Genomic DNA, 19603 nt, shown 5'->3' on the forward strand with positions numbered 1-19603 from the left:
ACCGACCGGACCTAGTGATGGTGGCTGTGATGCGCGGTCGCATCATGCTCATGCTCATGCTCATGATCGTGGTCGTCGGCCTCGTCGGCGCATTGGCCGAATTCCGGTTCCACGGTGGCATGGCTGATGCCGTGCTCGCTGGCAAGCCGCTTCTTGACGGCGCTGACCGCCTTGTGCGCATCGACGCCCTCATCGAGGCAGGCGTGCAGCGTCGCCATGTTGCTCGATCCATCGATCGACCAGACATGCATATGGTGTACTTCGCGCACGCCCTGGATCGTGGTTTCCAGGTCCCTTGCGATAAGATCGCGGTCGAGGGTTGGCGGCACGCCTTCGAGCAGCACGTGGGCGGCGGCGCGCATCAGCGACCAGGCCGTCGACAGGATCAGCAGCGAGACCAGCACGGACAGGATCGGGTCGATCGGCGTCCAGCCGGTCGCCAGGATAACCAGCGCCGCCACGATTGCCGCCGCCGAACCGAGCAGGTCGCCCAGCACATGCAGGATGGCGCCGCGCATGTTGAGACTTTCGTGGTCGCCGCCATGCAGCACCAGGAAGGAGCCGATATTGACCAGCAGGCCGAGGATCGCCACCACCAGCATCGGTCCGCCCAGCACCGGCGCCGGTGTGAGCAGGCGCTGCCAGGCCTCGTAGACGATCCACAGCGCGATGACGAAGATGGCGATGCCGTTGGTGTAGGCGACCAGCGTCTTGACCCGGCCGAAGCCATAGGTGAGGCGGACGGTCGCCGGCCGCCCGGCAAGATGGAAGGCATACCAGGCAAGGCCGAGCGCGATGGCGTCGGCAAGCATGTGGCCGGCATCCGCCAGCAGCGCCAGCGAACCGGTGAAGAGACCGCCAAGCGCCTCGGCCACCATGAAGCCCGCCGTCAGGCAGGCGGCGATCAGCACACGCTTCTTGTCGGTCGTGCCATGCACATGGACGGCCGCGCCGCGATCATGGCCGCTATGGTCGTGGGAATTCGCCAATGGCAGCTCCTGTCATGCGCCCCAAGCCGGACTTAAGCGCCGAATTCCGCGCGACAATCCTCAAGCCGTCGCTTCTGCTGGCCGGCGCCGTCGAAATTGGCCGGGTCGAGCCACGCTACATAGGCTTTGCGCAGGGCCGGCCATTCCTTGTCGATAATCGAATACCATGCAGTATCGCGGTTTTCACCCTTGACGATGAGATGCTGGCGGAAAATGCCTTCGAACTTGAAGCCGAACCGTTCCGCGGCCCGCTTCGAGGGTTCGTTGCGATTGTTGCACTTCCATTCGTAGCGGCGGTAGCCGAGTTCGTCGAAGATGTATTTCATGAACAGGAACTGCGCTTCCGTTGCGCCCGGCTTGCGCGAGATCAGCGGCCCCCAATAGATGTTGCCGATCTCGATGACGCCGTAGGCGGGATCGATGCGCATCAATGTCTGGCGGCCGGCGACCTTGCCGCTGGCCTTGTCGATGACGGCAAAGAACAGCGGGTCTTCGCTCGCCTCGACCTTGTCCAGCCAGGGTTGGAAGGCGGGGCGGGTTTCCGGCGGATAGTCGGGCAGCCAGGCGAAGCGGCCGTCGACATCGGACACGGAAGAGGCCTCATAGAGCCCGTCACCGTGCTTTGCGGCGCTCAGCGGTTCGAGCCTGACATAGCGGCCGTCGATCGCCTTGCGCTCGGGTCGCGGACGCGGTTGCCAATCTTTGAGATTTTCCGACACCGAAGACTCCAATCCGTTTGACTTTTGCGGGCCGAAGCTCACAAAAACGCAACCCCACAGTAAGAACCACACGGACGGGAAAAATGCTCCACACGATTTCGGCCTTCGACCGTCTCGGCGAGGAAAATGCCTTCGCGGTGCTGGCGCGGGCGACCGCATTGGCCCAACAGGGCCGCGACATCGTCAATCTCGGCATCGGCCAGCCCGACTTCAAGACGCCGCAGCACATCGTCGAGGCCGCGATCAAGGCGCTGCGCGACGGCCACCACGGCTACACGCCCGCCAACGGGCTTCTGGCGACGCGCGAGGCGGTGGTGCGGCGCACGCTGACCACCACCGGCATCGAGGTCTCGCCCGAGACGGTGATGATCCTGCCCGGCGGCAAGCCGACCATGTTCGCCGCCATCCTGATGTTCGGCGAACCCGGCGCCGAGATACTCTATCCCGACCCCGGCTTTCCCATCTACCGCTCGATGATCGAATTCACCGGTGCCGCACCCGTTCCCGTGCCGATGCGCGAGGAAAACGGCTTTGCCTTTTCGGCCGAGGAAACGTTGGCACTGATCACGTCCAAGACCAGGCTCTTGATCCTCAACTCGCCGGCCAACCCGACCGGCGGCGTCACGCCGCGCGCCGAGATCGAGAAGCTGGTCAAGGGACTGGAGAAGCACCCTGATGTCGCCATCCTCTCCGACGAGATCTACGACGTCATGACCTATGACGGCGAGACGCACTGCTCGCTGCTCGGCTTCCCCGAAATCCGCGACCGGCTGATCGTGCTCAATGGCTGGTCCAAGACCTGGGCGATGACCGGCTGGCGCATGGGCTGGTCGATCTGGCCGAATGGCGACAAGGGCGCCCATCTCTACGACAAGGTGCGGAAGCTGGCGGTCAATTGCTGGTCCTGCGTCAACGCGCCGAGCCAGTTCGCCGGCATCGCGGCCATCGACGGCCCGCAGGATGACGTCGACAAAATGATGGGCGCCTTCGACCGCCGCCGGAAGGTCGTGGTCGAGGGGCTGAACGCCTTGCCCAACATTTCCTGTATCACGCCAAAGGGCGCGTTCTACGCCTTCCCCAATGTCTCGAAGACCGGCTGGAAGGCAAAGAAGCTCGCCTCCGCGCTGCTCGACGACGCCGGCGTGGCGCTGATCGGCGGCCCTGATTTCGGCATTCTCGGCGAAGGCTATGTCAGGCTCTCCTACGCCAACTCCGAGGAGAACATCTTGCGCGCGCTGGAACGGATCGGGGCGTTCCTGGCCAAGTGAGCTTCGAGGTAGGCCGGAGCTCCTTTCCCGGATGGTCTGCGGCCGGCCGGCATGTCGGTGTCATGATCCGTCGGCAGGCTCGCGGCCAAGACTGTGCGTGCATGTCGGGAACGGTTACCGTCCAACGATCAGGATCGGAGTGAGGTTCCTCGGATGTTCTATGCAATCCTTGCCTATCACGTGGAAGATGCGATCAAGGCGCTGACGCCGCAGGAAGATGCGGCACTGATGGCCGAGCTGCTGAAGATCAACACAAGGCTTCGTGAGGAAGGCACACTTGGACCGTCCGCGCGTCTGGGGGCGACGCAGGATGCCTTCACCCTGCGCGGCCCAGGCGACGGCGTGGTCATCGACGGCCCTTTCGCCGAGACCAAGGAACAATTGCTTGGCCTCTATGTCGTCGACTGCGCCACGCGGGACGAGGCCATCGCGATCGCCCGCGACCTTCGCCGTGTCAATCCGACCGCCGTTTACGAGATCAGGCCCATTCTGCTTTTCAAGCCCGGCGCACCGCTGGCGGGCAAATAAGTCGGCGGCGGAGGCCCTGCCAGCGTCGGCTGCTCACCCACGCCCGACGAACGGCATCTTGGTTGCCATCACGGTCATGAACAGCACGTTCGCCTCGAGCGGCAGGCTGGCCATGTGGACGACGGCATCGGCGACGTGCTGGACATCCATCACCGCTTCAGCGGCGATCGAGCCATTGGCCTGCGGCACGCCGACGGTCATCGGCTGCGCCATGTCGGTCAGCGCATTGCCGATGTCGATCTGGCCGCAGGCGATGTCGTAGGGACGGCCGTCGAGCGCCAGCGTCTTGGTCAGCCCGGTGATGGCATGCTTGGTCGCCGTATAGGGCACCGAGCCCGGGCGCGGCGCATAGGCCGACACCGAACCATTGTTGATGATGCGCCCGCCCATCGGCCGCTGCTTGCGCATAGCACCGAAGGCGGCGCGGGCGCACAGGAACGAACCGGTGAGATTGACGCCGACAATATCGTTCCACACTTCGACCGGGATCTCGTCGATCGGCGTCGACTTGTAACCCATGCCGGCATTGTTGAAGAGCAGGTCGACGCGACCGAAGGCTTCCGCCACCGTCTCGAACAGATCGTCGACCTCGCCGGCCTTGCTGATGTCGCAGGCGACCGCCAGTGCCTTGGCCTCGGTCCGGCCGGCCTCGACGATCGCGGCATCCAGCACCGCCTTGCGGCGGCCACAGAACACCGTGTTCCAGCCGGCCTTGAGCAGCGCCGTGGCGACGCTCTTGCCGATGCCCGTGCCGGCGCCGGTGACGATGGCGGTTCTTTCCTCGGTCATGGCTGATGTCCTCCGGCAGCGCCGAGCGTGCCCGACTGATTTTCAGGATTTGGCTCGGCAGAAGGCATCGCAAATGACGGCAGCGATGGCAAGCGGACCCGCACGAACATGCCTTGAAAAATGCCGCTCGATTTGCGGAGCACGCCGCGGCGTGGACCGACAAAAAGGGCGGTCATTGGCGACCGCCCTGATCTGAACCGGGCTTGGGAGGAGGAAAAGCCGATCCGACTGTGTAGAATCATGCGCTTCCTGAGTTAACGAAAGGTTAACGCCGGAAAGACGGCCTGTCCCGATCTGACCCTACCAGCGTGGATTGGGCGAAGTCCCGGCCGTTGTTGCGGGAACCTTGACTGCCGAAACCGTCGCCTCGACATGGTCGACCAGCGCGTCCGGCAGGCCGAGCCGGCCGGCAAGCAGGTCGAGATAGCCGCGCTCGGCGCGCGTGTCGGGATCGATGGTGAGACGCGATGCCGTGTAGAGTTCGAGCTTCTGCGCGTCGGTCTTGGCCTGCGCCACCAGCGCGTCGAGGTCGAGCGGGCTTTCCAGCTCCGCCATCAGGAATTTCTCGGCATCGGAGCCGATCGCCGAAAGGCTGAGCTTGCCGGCGATCTTCTTGCGCTCCTCGTCGTCGACATGACCGTCGGCCTTGGCCGCCGAGATCATCGCCCGCACCAGGGTCAGCGTGAATTCATCCTCGCCCTGCGGCGCCTGTGACGGATGGAAGGCGGTGTCTTTGGGCGGCGGCAGCAATTCCGGTTCGCCGGCGGAGGGCGCCTGCTCCGGTGCGTTGCCGGCCTTGTAGTTCTGGTAGGCCTTGTAGGCAAGGCCGCCGATCGCGGCCAGGCCGCCGAGCTTCACCGCCGCACCTGTCACCTCGCGGCCGGCCCCTGTTCCAAGCAGCACGGCGGCAAGCGCACCCGCTGCCAGCGGGTTGTCCTTGGCCATCTGCACAGCCTGGCCCGCCTTGTCGCGAACGGTGCCGCTGGTGCCGGGAATTTGCGAACCGAGCAGATCGTCGAGAAGCTTCTTGGGATCGAACATTCAGTGCCTCCAGCATGTGCCCGGCCGAACGGGCAGGTTTCGAACGCCGAAGACGTAGGTCCCGAAACCTGACATTGCAATGACAGGCCGCCGCTTGCCGGGCTCGCTCTCCCGGATCAGGACCCGATATGCGGCCCCTTGCCCCGCGCCTGCGCAAGCTCGACCTGCCGCTGGCGCTCGGCGTAGCGCTGACGGTCCTCGTCGGTACGAGCGTCGAAGCAATGCGGGCAAGAAATGCCTGCGGCATATCTGGGCGATGCCAACTCACTTGCCGTCAGCGGATGGCGGCAGGCACGACAGAGTTGCGCGTCACCCTCGGCGAGACCGTGCGACACCGAAACCCGCTCGTCGAAGACGAAGCACTCGCCTTGCCACAGGCTCTGCTCGGCCGGAACCTCCTCGAGGTATTTGAGGATGCCGCCCTTGAGATGGAACACATCCTCGAAGCCGAGCGATTTCACGTAGGCGGTCGCTTTTTCGCAGCGAATGCCGCCGGTGCAGAACATCGCCACCTTGCGGCCCTCGAGTTCCGCCCGGTGCGCTTCCACCCAGGCCGGGAATTCGCGAAAACTCGCGGTGGCCGGATCGACCGCGCCCTGGAAGGTGCCGATAGAAACCTCGTAGGCATTGCGCGTGTCGATCACGATCGTGTCGGGCTCGGAAATCAGCGCGTTCCAGTCGGCGGGCGCGACATAGGTTCCGGCGCTTGTCGCCGGGTCGATGTCCTCGACGCCCATGGTGACGATCTCGCGCTTCAGCCGCACCTTCATGCGATGGAAAGGCATGTCCGTGGCTGCGCTGTATTTGATCTCGAGCCCTGCCAGCCCGTCGATGGCCTCGATATGGTCGATGAGCTCGGCGATCGCTGCTTCGCTGCCGGCGACGGTGCCGTTGATGCCCTCATGCGCCAGAAGCAGCGTGCCCTTGATGCCGCGTCCGCAGCAGAAGGCCGCGAGCGGCGCGCGCAGCCTCTCGAAGGCGTCGAGCCGGGCAAACCGGTAGAGCGCGGCGACGCGGACAGGCTGGGATGGAGCGGACAGTGTCATTGCCAGAGCAACTAGACGCTCGTAAAAGCCGATTCAAGGCGAAACCGGCTTCGGCGCCTGTCATGGCCCTGTCGGGAAAGAGCCGGTAAGCTGTCCGGTGGCGCGTGACATCGCGACGCGACCGGTTTCGTGGACAGGCAAACACCCGTCTGCTAATCGGTTGAAATCACCCCTTGGCAATGGAGAGACAGATGCCCAGCAAGACCGAAAAACTCCTGTCGCTCCTCGACGGCCAGCTGGTCATCCCGGTGCTGAAGATCAATGATGTCGCCAATGCGGTGCCGTTGGCCCGTGCCCTGGCACGCGGCGGCCTGCCGGCGATCGAGATCACACTGCGGACCGCCGATGCGCTGGAAGCGATCCGACGGGTGGCGGCCGAAGTCGAGGAAGCCATTGTCGGCGCCGGCACCATTCTGGACAGCAGGCAGTTCGACGAGGCCGCCAGCGCCGGCTCCCGCTTCATCGTCAGCCCCGGCATCACGCGCGAGCTTCTGGCGGCCGCCGCCGACAGCGAGGTTCCGCTGCTGCCCGGTGCCATCACGCCCGGCGAAATCATGGCCGCGCGCGAGGCGGGCCTGCGCTTCCTGAAATTCTTCCCAGCCGAACAGTCCGGCGGCATCGCCTCGCTGAAGGCTTTCGCCTCGCCTCTGGCCGACGTCAAATTCTGCCCGACCGGCGGCATCACCGGCAAGAACGCCGCCGACTACCTCAGCCTGCCCAACGTCATCTGTGTCGGCGGCTCCTGGGTCGCGCCCGACGACATGGTCAAGGCCGGCAAGTGGGACGAGATCGAAGCGCTCGCACGCGCTGCCAGCCAGCTCAGGAAATAGTCGGTCCCGGCTCACCAGGGCAACGGACCGTTCTCGTCGAAATAGCCGCCGGTCGGTCCGCCGGCCTCCAGCGTCGCCAGCTGCACGATGACCCCGGCGGCCTGCTGCACCGTACGGCCGCCTCTGTGCGCATTGAGGTCCGTCGCGGTGTAGCCGGGAGCGGCGGCGTTGATCATGATGCCGCGCGGCGACAGCTCCCGGGCGAAGGCCACGGTGACGGCATTGAGCGCTGTCTTCGAGCTGCCATAGCCCATGACATTGGGCGACGGGCTGTTGCCGGCGGCGCGCGCGATCGAGCCGAGATAGCTGCTGACCATGACGATACGGGCGGCGGGCGCTGCCAGGAGCAGCGGCAGGAAGGTCTGGGTGACGCGAACCGGTCCGAAGACGTTGACGTCAAAGGCGGCCTTCATATCCTCAACGTTCTCTCGGCTTGGCGGCCGTTCGTAGCGGCCGTCAGGTCCGAGCGCGTCAACATAACCTGGGGCAATGCCGGCATTGTTGACCAGCACGTCGAGGCTGGAGACCCGCGCCGTCAACGTTCTGGCCGCCGCCGCCACGCTGTCGTCGCTGGCGACGTCGAGAGCGAGCCATTCGACGTCGAGCCCTTCATTGCGCAACGCCCTTGCCGCGGCCTCCCCGCGCTCTGCATCGCGGGCGCCGAGCCAGACCTTGCACCCCATGGCTGCCAGCCGACGAGCGGTTTCGAGGCCGATGCCCTTGTTGGCCCCGGTGATCAGCGCATTCGTTTTCGTCGTCATGTCCACATCTCCTTCTTTGAACCCCAGACATGACGTGCGTCGGGCGATTTGGCGCGCCGGATACTCGCGTCCTCTTGCCTGATCCTCTCAACTGGTTGCGCGGCCTGCGTGGATCGGCAATGCTGAAGACATGGAAGACGCCTTGCAGGAACTGATCGCGATCGCCGGCCGCCATGCGCATGGGCGGCGCACAAGGACGGCCATCCCGCGGGTCACGATCGGCCGCAGCGAGGTTCCAACCGCGCCGCTGCCCGAGCTTTGTCAGCCGACGGTGCTGTTCGTTCTGCAAGGCGCCAAGACAGTGCTGATCGGCGACCGCACGCTCCGCTACGGCGCCGGCAGCTATTTCGTCTATGCGGTGGAGACTCCCGCCACCAGCCAGCTGATCGAGGCGAGCAGCGCCTTTCCTTACATGGCCATCGCCTTCGCCCTCGATGTCGGATTGATCGCCAGCCTGCTTATCGACCACAAGCCGGCGGTCGACGGCGACAACTTCGTGACCAACCGGGTGGATGACGAACTGCTCGATGCCTGGCGCCGCATGCTGCGGCTGCTCGACCGTCCGGCCGAAATTCCGGTGCTCGCGCCCATGCTCGAACGCGAGATCGCGTTCCGCCTGCTGCAGGGCCCGCAAGGCGCGAAACTGCGCCAGCTCGCGCGCGCTGACGGCCGCCTGTCGCAGATCCGCCGCGCCACCGCCTGGATACGATCGCACTACAACGAGCCTATCGATGTGACGGAGCTGGCGGCGCTCGCACATATGAGCAACGCTTCGTTTCACCGCCACTTCAAGGCGGCAACCGCCATGAGCCCGATCCAGTACCAGAAGCAGGTCCGGCTGCTGGAGGCGCGCCATCTGCTGATCGCGGAGCCAGGCAGCGCCGCGCGTGTCGCCTTTGCCGTCGGCTATGAAAGCACATCCCAGTTCAGCCGGGAATATGCGCGCCATTTCGGATTGCCGCCGGCGCGTGACGCCGCACGGCTTCTGGCCAGGGGCGAGGCCGCCACGCTGGAAATCGACTAAGGCTCGCAACCAGGACGTACGCGCTGCATCAGCTGGCACGAAAAAGGCCCGGCCGACTCCCGCCGACCGGGCCAATTCTCCCGGATCCTATCTGTTCCGGATCAGTGGCAGACCCTGACCTTCTCGGTCACCCTGTGATGGTGCACCCAATGCGTGACCAGCCTGGTCCTGCAGTGATGCTTGCCATTCTTGATGATCACGGTTTCGGCTTGCGATGGAGCGATCGCGGCAGATGCTGCAACCAATGCCAGAACTGACGCCAGTAGAATCTTCCTCATGAATATCCTCAGGTTGGAACGCACGCACACTAACCCGGAAATGAGGGTGCCGTTCCGGCCTCACGAGAAGTTCAGCCGCGTGTAATGCCCAGCATCACGGCATCGCATCTGCCGCAACCTGAAAAGCAAAAAGCCGCGCGGGTTGCCCAGCGCGGCGTTTGCTGTATCTGGCCAGCCGCTACTTCGTCTGGAAGCGGGCGACCGACAGGAACTTGACGGCATTGCCGGTGAAGCGGCTGGGGTCCGGCGCCTGGGCGTCGGTCTGGAAGCCAGCCGTATAGACCTCGCTCGGCGGCGTATGCACGATATTGTAGGCGTAGCCCGGCGCCGTCGTCGCGCTCGAAACGGTGGCGACGTTGTCGCCGCTGGTCAGCGCCCAGCGGGCGGCCTGGGGCGCCGCGGCGACCACCATGGCCCTGGGGCCCGGCTTCTGGTCGCGGGCGGTGGCCCTGGCTTCTTTGCGGGTTGTCTTCACGCCGGCGCCGATCGCTGCGGCCGGATCGGAACCGGCCGGACGGGCGGCAACGGCCTGGCGCGGCGATGCGACATCGACGTAAGACGGATCGTTGAAGGCCGAGCGCGGCTCTTCGGAGAGCGACGCAACCTGATATTGGTCGGCATTGCCGACCTGGGCGTTGGCCTCGTCGAGCACGGCCTTGACGGCGTCCGGCTTGGCCGGCTCGGGCCGTGCCGAGGGCAGCACCGAGAACGCATCAGTCGCGGTCTTCTCCTGTTCGGCCGTATCCGCCAGCGCCATCAGCACATCCTTGCTGGGCGGCGGCGCCAGATCCGCCGGCAGCGTGCGTTCGGGCCGCCATGTCGGCACGGGGATGTTGTTGACGGCAACCTGCGCCGGATCGGCGGCGGCAGCCGCAGCGAGCGCCGCGGGGTCAGCCTTGCCGAACGGCATGTTCGCCGGCGCCTGCGCGGTCGCCACGGCCTGTTCGGTGGTCGTCGTCGCGTCCGCCATGGCGAACGGAACGTTCTCGGGCTGCGCCCCGACATCGGCCTTTGGCCTCGGCGCGAAATCGGGCAGCGGAATCTCCTTGGCCGGCAAGGCGGCGATGATCGTCTCCGGCGTATCCTTTTCCGGGTCCGGTGCCGGTGCCTGTTCGTCGGCAATCTGCGGAACGTTGGCGCGCTGCGCATTCTCGGGCGCCACGATGGCGATGCCCGGCAGGTTGCCGCTCTTGGCGGTCGCCGCCGGCTTCAGGCTTCTGGGCTTGGGCGCGGGAGCGGCCGAAGCGGTCTCGACATCCGCGCTGTCGTCGGCTTCGTCGTCGCCGCCACCGCCGAAGAAAGCGGAAAGGAAGCCGCCGGATTTCTTGCCGCTGCCGCCTGCGCTCGCAAGCTCGACATTGGGCGTACCAGCACCCTTGCGTGCCTTGTAGGCGGCCATCGCCTGCTCATAGCCAGGCAGCGGCCGGCCGTCGCTCGGCACATGCAGCGTCTTGCCGTTGGGGAACAGGCTGACCAGTTCCTGGCGGCTGATGCCGGGCCAGTGGCGCACATTGCCGACATCCATATGGACGAACGGCGAACCGGAGGTCGGATAGAAGCCGACGCCACCGCCCTGCATCTTCAGGCCGATGTTGCGCAGCTTCTTCAGCGGCACGCCGGGAATGTAGAAATCCATCGCCTTGCCGAGCATATGCTGGCTCTTCTCGGCGACACCGCGGCTGCGGCTGCGCAGCATCGAGTTGGTCGCCGGCGAACGGTAGCCGCACACCACCTGGATATAGTCGGTGGCGCCGCTTTCGCGATAGGCCTCCCAGACCAGGTCCAGCAAGCGCGGATCCATCTTGGTCGGCTCATTGCGGCGCCAGTCGCGCAGGATGATGTTGATCTTGCGCAGGCCCTCGGGAACGTAGCGGCCGTTGCGCTTGTAGACGATCTCGGCCTTTTCGTGCGTGTGCAGGTGATAGAGCTTCAGCGAACGTGTTTCGGCGCTGGCGCCGGTGGCCGCCGCGGCAACAAAACCAAAAGCGACAATCACCGCTGCCAGCCATCTCGGCCAGACGCTCAAATGATCATGACGCCCGTTTGTGAGTCGTTCGATTCTGTTCAAATCAAAAGGCCTTGCAGGCTGCCGTTTGTCCCCGGATTTGCCCAAACGGATGTGTCGTTTTCACATCCGAATATCGATCCTAATGGTTAATCATCGCTTATTGAAGCCGAAATGCGGTAACACCATGGCGATATCCCGTCAAAAATCGTTCACAAGGTTTCTTGGTAAACCGCTGGTTTAGATCAGGAATCCGGCTTTGGCCGAACACGATCTGTTACCGTTAGCGTTAATGCGTGAACAGAGCTGTCCACAGGCATGCCATATTCCAGCCGAAACCCCGATAGAGGCGCAATCCTGCCATTGCAAGCTGGTCCCGGCCTTGCGTCGGGAACGTGATCGGTTTTGGAAGGGATCAGGCGCGCCCAAGGCGTGGAGAGATTCAGGTCAGGCCGGCCTCACCTGAATATCAACGCACCTTAGGAAGCGAGGCGGTCGACACGGCCCGTCTCCGGGTCGATGCCATATTCCTTGAGCTTGCGGTAGAGCGTCGAGCGTCCGATGCCGAGGCGGCGCGCGACTTCGCTCATCTGGCCGTTGTAATGGTCGATGGCGAGCTTGATCATCTCCAGTTCGACATCGGCCAGCGCGCGCACATTGCCGCGTTCGTCGAGCGCCCGCAGCGTGCCGAATCTGGGCTGAAGCAGGGCCGGCCGATCCGGCTGGTCGGCTGGAGCAGCATCGCCGACCAGGCCCCCCTCATCGCGGAGCTCCGGAGGCGATGGCAGGCGAGGTGCCACGTCGTCCGTTTCGAGATTGACGGTGCCTTCCACCTGCGCGCGGATCTGCGGAAAATCATCGACATCGAGCACGTCGCCTTCACACAGCACCGAGGCGCGGAACACGGCGTTTTCGAGCTGCCTTATGTTGCCGGGCCAGTCATAGGCCTCCAGCACGGCAAGCGCTGCCGGCGAAATGCCTTGCAGGCGATGGCGCGGGTCGGCGGGCGCCACCTTCTCCATGAAATGCGCGACCAGATGCGGAATGTCGTCTCGGCGGTCGCGCAGCGGCGGCACGAAGATCGGGTAGACGTTGAGCCGGTAGAACAGGTCCTCGCGGAACTTGCCGTCCTTGACCTGCTGCAGGAGGTTGCGATGCGTCGCCGAGATCAGCCTGATGTCGACCTTGACGGTCGAACGCCCGCCGACCGGATCGACCTCGCCCTCCTGCACGGCGCGCAACAGCTTGACCTGCACATCGAGCGGCAGGTCGCCAATCTCGTCGAGGAACAGCGTGCCCGAATGCGCTTCGACGAACTTGCCGGTGTGCTTGTCGGTGGCGCCGGTGAAGGAGCCCTTCTCGTGGCCAAACAGGATCGATTCAACCAGATTGTCGGGAATGGCGCCGCAATTGACGGTGACGAAGGGTTTCGAGCGGCGGTCGCCGCTGCCCTGAATGGCGCGCGCCACCAGTTCCTTGCCGACGCCGGATTCGCCTTCGATCAGGATCGGGATGTTGGATCCGGCCGCTTTCTGTCCGAGGCGTATCACCCTGTCCATGGCCGGGCTGTGGGTGATCATGTCCCTGAACGTCAGCAATCCGCCGCGCTTGCGCGACGTGCGCTTGACCTCGCCCTCGACCGCCTCGACCTTGAGCGCATTGGCGATCGAGGCCTGAAGCCTGTCGGGCGACGCCGGCTTGACGACGAAATCGAAGGCGCCGTGGCGCATCGCCGACACCACGGTTTCGATGCCGCCCTGGGCGGTCTGCACGATGACCGGGACGGAGATGTCGCGTTCGCGCATGGCTTTCAGCACGCCAATGCCGTCGAGACCGGGCATGACCAGGTCCAGGATCACCACCACGATGTCGCGGTCGCCAGGCCCGTCGAGCACGGCGAGGCCGGCTTCGCCGCCGTCGACGACGATTGCCGTGTGGCCGAACCGCGTCACCGCCGCCTCGAGCAGCCGGCGCTGCACGGGATCGTCATCGACTATGAGTATGGAACCTGTCATGACTGTCTTGAACTGCCCGCGCCCGAAATCCCCATGGATCATCTTGGCACAGGGTTCTAAATAAGGTTTCAAAAAACCCGGTGAACGAATTCCTTACGATTTGACCGGCTTGCCTGATCCCCTTGATTCTGACCTCATAATTCACAGAAGGTATTGTCGATGCGCATGATGTTTGGTCGGCGGCTTGCGGCACCGGCGTCCGGTCAGGGTGCGGCCGAGCTTGGCGATCTGCCGGAATGGAACCTTGCCGACCTCTATGCCGGCATGGAAGCCCCGGAACTGAAGCGTGACATCGTAAAAGCCGCCGCCGACGCAATCGCTTTCGAGACCCGCTGGAAGGGCACGCTCGCCGCCGAGGCCGGGCGCGGCGGCGCCGGCAAGCTGGGCGAGGCGCTGGTCGCCTACGAGGCGCTGGAGGAGCTGATCGGCCGCATCGTCTCCTATGCCGGCCTGGTCTATGCCGGCAACACCGCCGATCCGCAGCGTGCAAAGCTCTATGGCGACATCCAGGAGAAGATGACGGACGCCAGCGCGCATCTCCTGTTCTTCGCGCTAGAACTGAACCTGATCGACGACGACGCGATCGAAAGCGCCCTCACCAGCGATCCCGCTTTCGGCCACTACCGGCCTTGGGTGCTCGACCTCAGAATGGACAAGCCCTACCAGCTCGAGGACCGCGTCGAACAGCTTTTCCACGAGAAGTCGATCACCGGGCGCGGCGCCTGGAACCGGCTGTTCGACGAGACGATGACCGACCTTCGCTTCGACGTCGACGGCGAGGAACTGACGCTGGAGCCGGCCCTCAATCGCCTGCAGGATGCCGATGGCGAAGTGCGCCGCCGGGCCTCCGAGGCGCTGGCTGCGACTTTCCGCAAGAATTTGCGCACCTTCACCCTGATCACCAACACGCTGGCCAAGGACAAGGAAATTTCCGACCGCTGGCGCGGCTTCGAGGACATTGCCGATTCCCGCCATCTCGCCAACCGCGTCGAGCGCGGCGTGGTCGACGCGCTCGCCACCGCGGTGCGCGAGGCCTATCCGCGCCTGTCGCATCGCTACTACGCGATGAAGGCGCGCTGGCTCGGCACGGACGTGATGAACCATTGGGACCGCAACGCGCCGCTGCCGGAGACCCCGCAATCGGTGATCGGATGGGACGAAGCGCGCAACACCGTGCTGTCCGCCTATCAGCGCTTCTCGCCCGAGATGGCCGAGATCGCGCGCACCTTCTTCGACCGCAACTGGATCGACGCGCCGGTGCGCCCGGGCAAGTCGCCAGGCGCCTTTGCCCATCCGACCGTGCCGTCGGCCCACCCCTATGTGCTGCTCAACTACATGGGCAAGCCGCGCGACGTGATGACGCTGGCGCATGAACTCGGCCACGGCGTGCACCAGGTGCTGGCCGCCGGCCAGGGCGCGCTGATGGCCTCGACGCCGCTGACGCTGGCCGAGACGGCGTCGGTCTTCGGCGAGATGCTGACCTTCCGCTCGCTGCTCGAGCAGACCACCGACCGGCGCGAGCGAAAGGCCATGCTCGCCCAGAAGGTCGAGGACATGATCAACACGGTGGTGCGCCAGATCGCCTTCTACGAATTCGAGCGCAAGGTGCATGCCGAGCGTCGCAACGGCGAACTGACATCCGACAGGCTCGGCCAGTTCTGGCTGGAAGTGCAGGCCGAAAGCCTCGGCCCGGCGATCAAGCTGCGCGAGGGTTACGAGGTATTCTGGACCTACATCCCGCACTTCATCCATTCGCCGTTCTACGTCTATGCCTATGCCTTCGGCGACTGCCTGGTGAACTCGCTCTACGCCGTCTACCAGAATGCCGAGCGCGGTTTTCAGGACAAGTATTTCGAGATGCTGCGCGCCGGCGGCACCAAGCATCATTCGCAGCTTCTGGCGCCCTTCGGCCTCGACGCCACCGACCCCGCCTTCTGGCAGATCGGGCTCGGTGTCATCAGCGGCCTGATCGATGAACTGGAAACGCTCGACGGCTGAGACGCCTCTCGCTTGCAAAGAACAGTTTAGCCGGAATGCATGTTGGGACGGCACTGTTCTTTCGCTAAATATTTGTTCTTGAAGAACTCTAGGCGGAAGTTTTTCCCATAGCTTTCCACAAGCTCTATGATAGCCTTCGCCGCAAGCTCAGCCGGAGCCTACGCGGATCGGCGAGGGGAGATCTCAGCCGGCCGTGACGCTCAGGCGAACGCGACAACGGCCGTTGGCCATGGGCTTGAGAAGCCGATCGCCGACAGCTCGAACCGAAGCCGGCTGTTCTGCGAACCCGCGGAACCTTCACCGAGTAGTCCATCGCCGAAGGTCATGACCCACGGCAGACGGATCTGACTGGAGAGAGACAATGGGCACTTTTTTCTACGTGGTCCTGGCGTTCCTTGTAGGCGTTTTGGTTGGCTGGTTCATCTGGGGTCGCCTGCGTGGTGAGCTCGACGGTTTGCGCGGCGACCTCGACCGCACCCGCGGCGAGCGCGACAAGCTGCGTGCCGACAGCGACCGCCTGACCGGCGAACTCAATGCATGCGGCAAGACCCGCGCCGACCTCGAGCGCCAGTTGCGCGACGCGCAGACGGGTGGAGCAAAGGCCGCCAGTCAGCCGCCGGCCGCCCTGATGTCAACGCCGGCGGCCGCCAAATCCGCTCCGACAGCGGCCAAGGCCGCGCCTGCCAAACCAGCAGCCAAGGCTGCACCGGCGAAAGCCACCGCCACCAAGTCGGCTGCACCGAAGCCCGCGGCCGCCAAACCCGCGGCCTCCGCCGCTTCCTCGGCAAAGAGTTCGGCCGCGCCCAAGCCGGCAGCCGCCAAGAAGGCCGCACCGGCGGCAGCCAAGCCTGCGGCTGGCAAATCAGACAATCTGCGCCGGCTGATCGGTATCGGCCCGGTCAACGAGAAGCTGCTCAAGGCGCAGGGCGTCACCACCTTCGCCCAGATCGCCGCCTGGACCGCAGCCGACATCAAGCGGATCGAGGACGTGATGAATTTCGACGGCCGCATCGCCCGCGAACGCTGGATCGACCAAGCCAGGCTGCTCGCCGCCGGCGACGAGAAGGAATTCGCCAAGCAGTTTCCGACAGCCGGAACCGCCAGCAACACCTGAGCGCCAGAGACAGATCATCAAGCCGGCGGGGTCACAGGCCTCGCCGATTTCTTTTTTTGGCAGGCAAGGCCGCCACGAGGTCGGCTTTGAGTGGCAAGGTGCCGTTCCCTCGATTGCACGCGAGCGGCCCCCCATATAGAGCGATCGACGGCTTCATCGATCCCGGTCCCCATGTCCCTGCCCGCCGCCATTTTCCGCAACGACGAAAGCGCGCGTCAGCTCGTGTTCGACCGGCCGGCCGATATCATCGTCGCGCATGAGGCCAGGGATTTCGGGCCGGCGCTGGAAGCGGCACAGGCCGCGCACGACGCCGGCAAATGGCTGGCCGGCTATTTCTCCTACGAGGCTGGTTATCTGCTCGAACCGAAACTCGTTCCCTTGCTGCCGCGGGGACGTCGCGCGCCGCTGATCTGCCTCGGTGTCTTCGATGCTCCGGTCGAAGAAGCGGTGCCGCCGCGCGATGCGGCAACCCCGAACGGCCCGATCTTCGATGCGCGGGCGGCCTGGTCATTCGAGGATTATGAGAAACGCTTCTCGCGGCTGCACCAGCACATCAGGCAGGGCGACTGCTACCAGGGCAACCTGACCTTTCCGGTGCAGGCGCAATGGTCGGGCGACCCGCTTGCCGCCTTCGATGCGCTGACCGAACGCCAGCCGGTGAAGTACGGCGCACTGGTGGGGCTGGGCGATCCGATCGTGCTGTCGCGCTCGCCCGAACTGTTCTTCGAGATCAATGCGGCTGGGATGATCGAGACGCATCCGATGAAAGGCACGGCCCCGCGCGGCGCGACCAAGACCGAGGACGAGCGGCAGAAAACCTTCCTGCGCAATGACGAGAAGAACCAGGCCGAGAACCGGATGATCGTCGATCTCCTGCGCAACGACATCTCGCTGATCAGCGAGGTCGGCACGCTGGAAGTGCCGGAACTGTTCCGCATCGAGAGCTACCCGACCGTCCACCAGATGGTGAGCGACGTCAGGGCGAAGCTGCTGCCGGGCCTTACCATCCGCCAGGTGTTTGCAGCACTGTTTCCCTGCGGCTCGATCACCGGCGCACCGAAGATCCGCGCCATGGAGATCCTGCACGACCTGGAGGGCGCGCCGCGCGACGTCTATTGCGGCGCCATCGGCTGGATCGCACCCGGGGGCACGATGCGCTTTTCCGTGGCGATCCGCACCATCTCGCTCTTTGCCAGCGGCGAGGCCGTCTACAATGTCGGCGGCGGCATCGTCTTCGATTCGACGCCTGAGGAGGAGTATCAGGAGTGTCTGCTCAAAGCCCGCTTCGCGACGGGGACACCGCCGATTTCGAGCTGATCGAGACCATGCGCTGGCAGCCCGAGACGGGCTTCCTGCGCTTCGATCGCCACCTTGCGCGCCTCTATGGCTCGGCGGCGGAGCTTGGCTTTGCCTGCGATCCACAGAAGATAGGCGCCGTGCTGGGCAAGGCGGTCGACGGCGCCCGAACCGCCATGCGCACGCGGCTCGCCTTGGCGCGCAACGGCGACGCGACGGCCTCGGCACAGCCCTACGAACCGCTCGCCGCCGACAAGGTCTGGATATTGCGGCTGGCGCGGACACGGCTCGATTCGCAAAACACGCTGCTGCGCCACAAGACCAGCCGGCGCCAGCTCTACACCCATGCCCGTTCCGAGTATCTCGTCACCCAGGCCGACGAAGTGCTGCTGGCCAATGAGCGCGGCGAAATCTGCGAAGGGACCATCACCAATGTCTTCGCCGATTTCGGCGACGGCGTGCTGGCAACGCCACGGCTCGATTGCGGCCTGCTGCCTGGCGTATTGCGCGCCGAGCTTCTGGATGAAGGCCGGGCGGGAGAAGCGATCTACAGCTACGACGATCTGAAGTCGGCCAAGGCACTCTTCGTCGGCAATTCGCTGCGCGGCCTGGTTCCCGCAAAGTTGGTATGACTAGGAGAACGCCATGTTCGTCGTTTCGCTGAACTACAAGGTGGCCCTGACCGAGATCGACCGACTGCAGGCAGCGCATGTCGAATGGCTGAAGGCCTGCTACGCGGAGGGCATCTTCATCGCTTCCGGGCCGAAGAAACCGCGGACCGGCGGCATCATCATCGCGCAATGCCCACGCGAGATCCTCGACGCCAGGCTGGCGGCCGACCCCTTCGCCAAGGCGGGCGCCGCGGACTACGAGGTCACCGAATTCCTGGCCAGGATGACCGCCGCCGGTCTTGACGCTTTCAAGGAAGCATGAGCTTGGTCGAGGCCCTGCCCACCCACACCCCTTATGACGGCTCCTCGAAGCTGTTCAACATCGGGCTGAAGCCGCTCGACCCGGCAAACTGGATCGAGGTCGACGGCTATCTCCTGCCCTATCTCGCCGAGAAGCGCCGGCTTTATGCCGAAATCCCCGAACGGGTTTTCGTCGAGGAGGACGGCACCAGGGAAGCCCAGCAGGAAGTGCTCGGCTTGCTCGGCGCGTATCTGCCGGAGCGATTTCCGCGCACCCATCGCCGCAGCGATGCGGGCGTCGAGATCGTGGGCGCTGTGAACCACCCTGCCTTGCCTCCGGGTCTTGCCGACGCGCCACTGGTCGCGGCCTCGCTGCTGGTCCAGGAAGACCTGATCCTGATGCGGCGCGACGACAGCGGCTGGCGGCTCGCCGCCGGCTCGCTGTGCTTTCCCTCGTCCTGGTCGCTGCTCGAAAAATTCGGCAAGCCGCTGCAGCAGATTCACCAGCCCGTGCCGGGTTTCGGTCCGGGAACGCGTCCCGCCGAATTGATCAACCGCATGTTCGACGGCCTGCAGGGACAGGCGGTCGAGCGCTTCAACTGGTCGATCCAGGCCGACAATGTGCTCTACCATCCGCTGTCCAACGTCGAGCGCATCGACCGTGCCACCAACCGGCCGACGCGCTTCCCCGACGGTGATGTCAAGACGCACGCCTTCATCCGGGTCGAACGGCAGACGCTGCGCAAGCTGCCGTCCTCGCGCGACATCCTGTTCACCATCCGCATCCATCTCGACCCGCTCGCCGTGCTGGCGCGGCACCCGGATCGGGCGACGCTGGCACTGTCCTTTGCCGCCCAGCTCGAGGCGCTCGATCTCGACCAGCTCGACTACAAGGGCCTGACATCCGACCGCGACGGGCTGATCATGGTCCTTAACCACATGGCCAGGGACGGCTAGCCACGGGTTGGCGCTTTTCGCTGGTTTATGACAA

The 19603-nt window shown here is 64.9% G+C and carries 20 protein-coding genes; 10 read left to right on the plus strand and 10 right to left on the minus strand.

Translation table 11 applies throughout. The annotated features are described in order from the left end of the window. Positions 1 to 11: 11 nt before the first annotated feature. The gene (locus FJV80_RS03645; RefSeq protein ID WP_095772622.1) at positions 12 to 989 is read right to left on the minus strand and encodes a cation diffusion facilitator family transporter; all 978 of its coding nucleotides are present in this window, start codon (positions 987 to 989) and stop codon (positions 12 to 14) included. Positions 990 to 1021: 32 nt separating this feature from the next. Then, on the minus strand, positions 1022 to 1708 hold the full coding sequence (locus tag FJV80_RS03650; RefSeq protein ID WP_142875570.1) for a GNAT family protein: 687 nt from the start codon (positions 1706 to 1708) through the stop codon (positions 1022 to 1024). Positions 1709 to 1791: 83 nt separating this feature from the next. On the opposite strand from FJV80_RS03650, the gene FJV80_RS03655 reads away from it, so the two are divergent. Then, on the plus strand, positions 1792 to 2976 hold the full coding sequence (locus FJV80_RS03655; protein WP_142875571.1) for a pyridoxal phosphate-dependent aminotransferase: 1185 nt from the start codon (positions 1792 to 1794) through the stop codon (positions 2974 to 2976). Positions 2977 to 3129: 153 nt separating this feature from the next. Continuing rightward, a complete protein-coding gene (locus tag FJV80_RS03660) occupies positions 3130 to 3504 on the plus strand; it encodes a YciI family protein (RefSeq protein WP_019861024.1) in 375 nt (124 codons plus the stop codon). A gap of 33 nt (positions 3505 to 3537) precedes the next feature. On the opposite strand, the gene FJV80_RS03665 is transcribed toward FJV80_RS03660, so the two are convergent. From FJV80_RS03665 to FJV80_RS03680, 4 genes are all read right to left on the minus strand, one after another. Then, complete coding sequence (locus FJV80_RS03665; protein ID WP_010911332.1) at positions 3538 to 4293, minus strand: SDR family oxidoreductase; 756 nt, start codon at positions 4291 to 4293, stop codon at positions 3538 to 3540. Further along, positions 4290 to 4469: a hypothetical protein gene (locus FJV80_RS03670; RefSeq protein WP_142875572.1), complete on the minus strand. Its 180-nt coding sequence runs from the start codon at positions 4467 to 4469 to the stop codon at positions 4290 to 4292. Before FJV80_RS03670 ends, FJV80_RS03665 begins: the two co-directional genes overlap by 4 nt. A 124-nt stretch (positions 4470 to 4593) precedes the next feature. After that, on the minus strand, positions 4594 to 5334 hold the full coding sequence (locus tag FJV80_RS03675) for a tellurite resistance TerB family protein (protein ID WP_142875573.1): 741 nt from the start codon (positions 5332 to 5334) through the stop codon (positions 4594 to 4596). 116 nt (positions 5335 to 5450) lie between these two features. Continuing rightward, on the minus strand, positions 5451 to 6380 hold the full coding sequence (locus tag FJV80_RS03680; RefSeq protein WP_142875574.1) for a rhodanese-related sulfurtransferase: 930 nt from the start codon (positions 6378 to 6380) through the stop codon (positions 5451 to 5453). A 191-nt stretch (positions 6381 to 6571) separates the two neighbouring features. On the opposite strand from FJV80_RS03680, the gene FJV80_RS03685 reads away from it, so the two are divergent. Continuing rightward, positions 6572 to 7210 carry a 2-dehydro-3-deoxy-phosphogluconate aldolase gene (locus tag FJV80_RS03685; RefSeq protein ID WP_142875575.1) on the plus strand — a complete coding sequence of 213 codons (639 nt, stop codon included), beginning with the start codon at positions 6572 to 6574 and terminating at the stop codon, positions 7208 to 7210. An 11-nt stretch (positions 7211 to 7221) separates the two neighbouring features. Here FJV80_RS03685 and FJV80_RS03690 read toward each other — a convergent pair whose 3' ends face one another. Then, positions 7222 to 7971, minus strand: a complete 750-nt coding sequence (locus FJV80_RS03690; protein WP_142875576.1) for an SDR family NAD(P)-dependent oxidoreductase — start codon at positions 7969 to 7971, stop codon at positions 7222 to 7224. Between the two features lie 130 nt (positions 7972 to 8101). Between FJV80_RS03690 and FJV80_RS03695 the strand changes: the two genes are divergently transcribed. Next, the gene (locus FJV80_RS03695) at positions 8102 to 8995 is read left to right on the plus strand and encodes an AraC family transcriptional regulator (protein ID WP_142875577.1); all 894 of its coding nucleotides are present in this window, start codon (positions 8102 to 8104) and stop codon (positions 8993 to 8995) included. A gap of 101 nt (positions 8996 to 9096) precedes the next feature. Here the strand turns inward: FJV80_RS03695 and FJV80_RS34425 are convergent, their stop codons facing one another. The 3 genes from FJV80_RS34425 to FJV80_RS03705 all read right to left on the minus strand — a co-directional run bounded on the left by FJV80_RS34425 (position 9097) and on the right by FJV80_RS03705 (position 13293). Then, entirely contained in the window at positions 9097 to 9273 is a 177-nt protein-coding gene (locus tag FJV80_RS34425; RefSeq protein ID WP_185975130.1) for a hypothetical protein, read from the minus strand. A 178-nt stretch (positions 9274 to 9451) separates the two neighbouring features. Next, entirely contained in the window at positions 9452 to 11269 is a 1818-nt protein-coding gene (locus FJV80_RS03700) for a DUF882 domain-containing protein (protein WP_245318107.1), read from the minus strand. A gap of 488 nt (positions 11270 to 11757) precedes the next feature. Beyond that, positions 11758 to 13293: a sigma-54 dependent transcriptional regulator gene (locus FJV80_RS03705; RefSeq protein ID WP_095787131.1), complete on the minus strand. Its 1536-nt coding sequence runs from the start codon at positions 13291 to 13293 to the stop codon at positions 11758 to 11760. A 159-nt stretch (positions 13294 to 13452) separates the two neighbouring features. On the opposite strand from FJV80_RS03705, the gene FJV80_RS03710 reads away from it, so the two are divergent. The 6 genes from FJV80_RS03710 (at position 13453) to FJV80_RS03735 (ending at position 19569) form a co-directional block, all read left to right on the plus strand. Further along, positions 13453 to 15291, plus strand: coding sequence for a M3 family oligoendopeptidase (locus tag FJV80_RS03710; protein WP_179295804.1), 1839 nt, complete (start codon positions 13453 to 13455; stop codon positions 15289 to 15291). A 361-nt stretch (positions 15292 to 15652) separates the two neighbouring features. Then, positions 15653 to 16405 (plus strand): proton-conducting membrane transporter, encoded by a 753-nt coding sequence (locus tag FJV80_RS03715; protein WP_095772615.1) that lies wholly within the window; start codon positions 15653 to 15655, stop codon positions 16403 to 16405. A gap of 171 nt (positions 16406 to 16576) precedes the next feature. Continuing rightward, entirely contained in the window at positions 16577 to 17722 is a 1146-nt protein-coding gene (locus FJV80_RS03720; RefSeq protein WP_142875578.1) for an aminodeoxychorismate synthase component I, read from the plus strand. Beyond that, positions 17671 to 18333 carry an aminotransferase class IV family protein gene (locus tag FJV80_RS03725; RefSeq protein ID WP_095772613.1) on the plus strand — a complete coding sequence of 221 codons (663 nt, stop codon included), beginning with the start codon at positions 17671 to 17673 and terminating at the stop codon, positions 18331 to 18333. Before FJV80_RS03720 ends, FJV80_RS03725 begins: the two co-directional genes overlap by 52 nt. Before the next feature lie 13 nt (positions 18334 to 18346). Continuing rightward, the gene (locus FJV80_RS03730) at positions 18347 to 18634 is read left to right on the plus strand and encodes a YciI family protein (protein ID WP_095772612.1); all 288 of its coding nucleotides are present in this window, start codon (positions 18347 to 18349) and stop codon (positions 18632 to 18634) included. Beyond that, positions 18631 to 19569: a DUF3445 domain-containing protein gene (locus tag FJV80_RS03735; protein WP_142875579.1), complete on the plus strand. Its 939-nt coding sequence runs from the start codon at positions 18631 to 18633 to the stop codon at positions 19567 to 19569. Before FJV80_RS03730 ends, FJV80_RS03735 begins: the two co-directional genes overlap by 4 nt. Positions 19570 to 19603: the final 34 nt, after the last annotated feature.

The sequence above is a fragment of the Mesorhizobium sp. WSM4310 genome, assembly GCF_007003935.1.
In the GTDB taxonomy this organism is placed as follows: Bacteria; Pseudomonadota; Alphaproteobacteria; order Rhizobiales; family Rhizobiaceae; genus Mesorhizobium.

Coding starts and splice junctions, on each gene's coding strand:
- FJV80_RS03660 (WP_019861024.1), top strand. CDS start 3,130: ATGTTCTATGCAATCCTTGCCTATCACGTGGAAGATGCGATCAAGGCG.
- FJV80_RS03675 (WP_142875573.1), bottom strand. CDS start 5,334: ATGTTCGATCCCAAGAAGCTTCTCGACGATCTGCTCGGTTCGCAAATT.
- FJV80_RS03710 (WP_179295804.1), top strand. CDS start 13,453: ATGCGCATGATGTTTGGTCGGCGGCTTGCGGCACCGGCGTCCGGTCAG.
- FJV80_RS03730 (WP_095772612.1), top strand. CDS start 18,347: ATGTTCGTCGTTTCGCTGAACTACAAGGTGGCCCTGACCGAGATCGAC.
- FJV80_RS03685 (WP_142875575.1), top strand. CDS start 6,572: ATGCCCAGCAAGACCGAAAAACTCCTGTCGCTCCTCGACGGCCAGCTG.
- FJV80_RS03695 (WP_142875577.1), top strand. CDS start 8,102: ATGGAAGACGCCTTGCAGGAACTGATCGCGATCGCCGGCCGCCATGCG.
- FJV80_RS03715 (WP_095772615.1), top strand. CDS start 15,653: ATGGGCACTTTTTTCTACGTGGTCCTGGCGTTCCTTGTAGGCGTTTTG.
- FJV80_RS03720 (WP_142875578.1), top strand. CDS start 16,577: ATGTCCCTGCCCGCCGCCATTTTCCGCAACGACGAAAGCGCGCGTCAG.
- FJV80_RS03655 (WP_142875571.1), top strand. CDS start 1,792: ATGCTCCACACGATTTCGGCCTTCGACCGTCTCGGCGAGGAAAATGCC.
- FJV80_RS34425 (WP_185975130.1), bottom strand. CDS start 9,273: ATGAGGAAGATTCTACTGGCGTCAGTTCTGGCATTGGTTGCAGCATCT.
- FJV80_RS03680 (WP_142875574.1), bottom strand. CDS start 6,380: ATGACACTGTCCGCTCCATCCCAGCCTGTCCGCGTCGCCGCGCTCTAC.
- FJV80_RS03735 (WP_142875579.1), top strand. CDS start 18,631: ATGAGCTTGGTCGAGGCCCTGCCCACCCACACCCCTTATGACGGCTCC.
- FJV80_RS03665 (WP_010911332.1), bottom strand. CDS start 4,293: ATGACCGAGGAAAGAACCGCCATCGTCACCGGCGCCGGCACGGGCATC.
- FJV80_RS03690 (WP_142875576.1), bottom strand. CDS start 7,971: ATGACGACGAAAACGAATGCGCTGATCACCGGGGCCAACAAGGGCATC.
- FJV80_RS03705 (WP_095787131.1), bottom strand. CDS start 13,293: ATGACAGGTTCCATACTCATAGTCGATGACGATCCCGTGCAGCGCCGG.
- FJV80_RS03670 (WP_142875572.1), bottom strand. CDS start 4,469: ATGACCGCCCTTTTTGTCGGTCCACGCCGCGGCGTGCTCCGCAAATCG.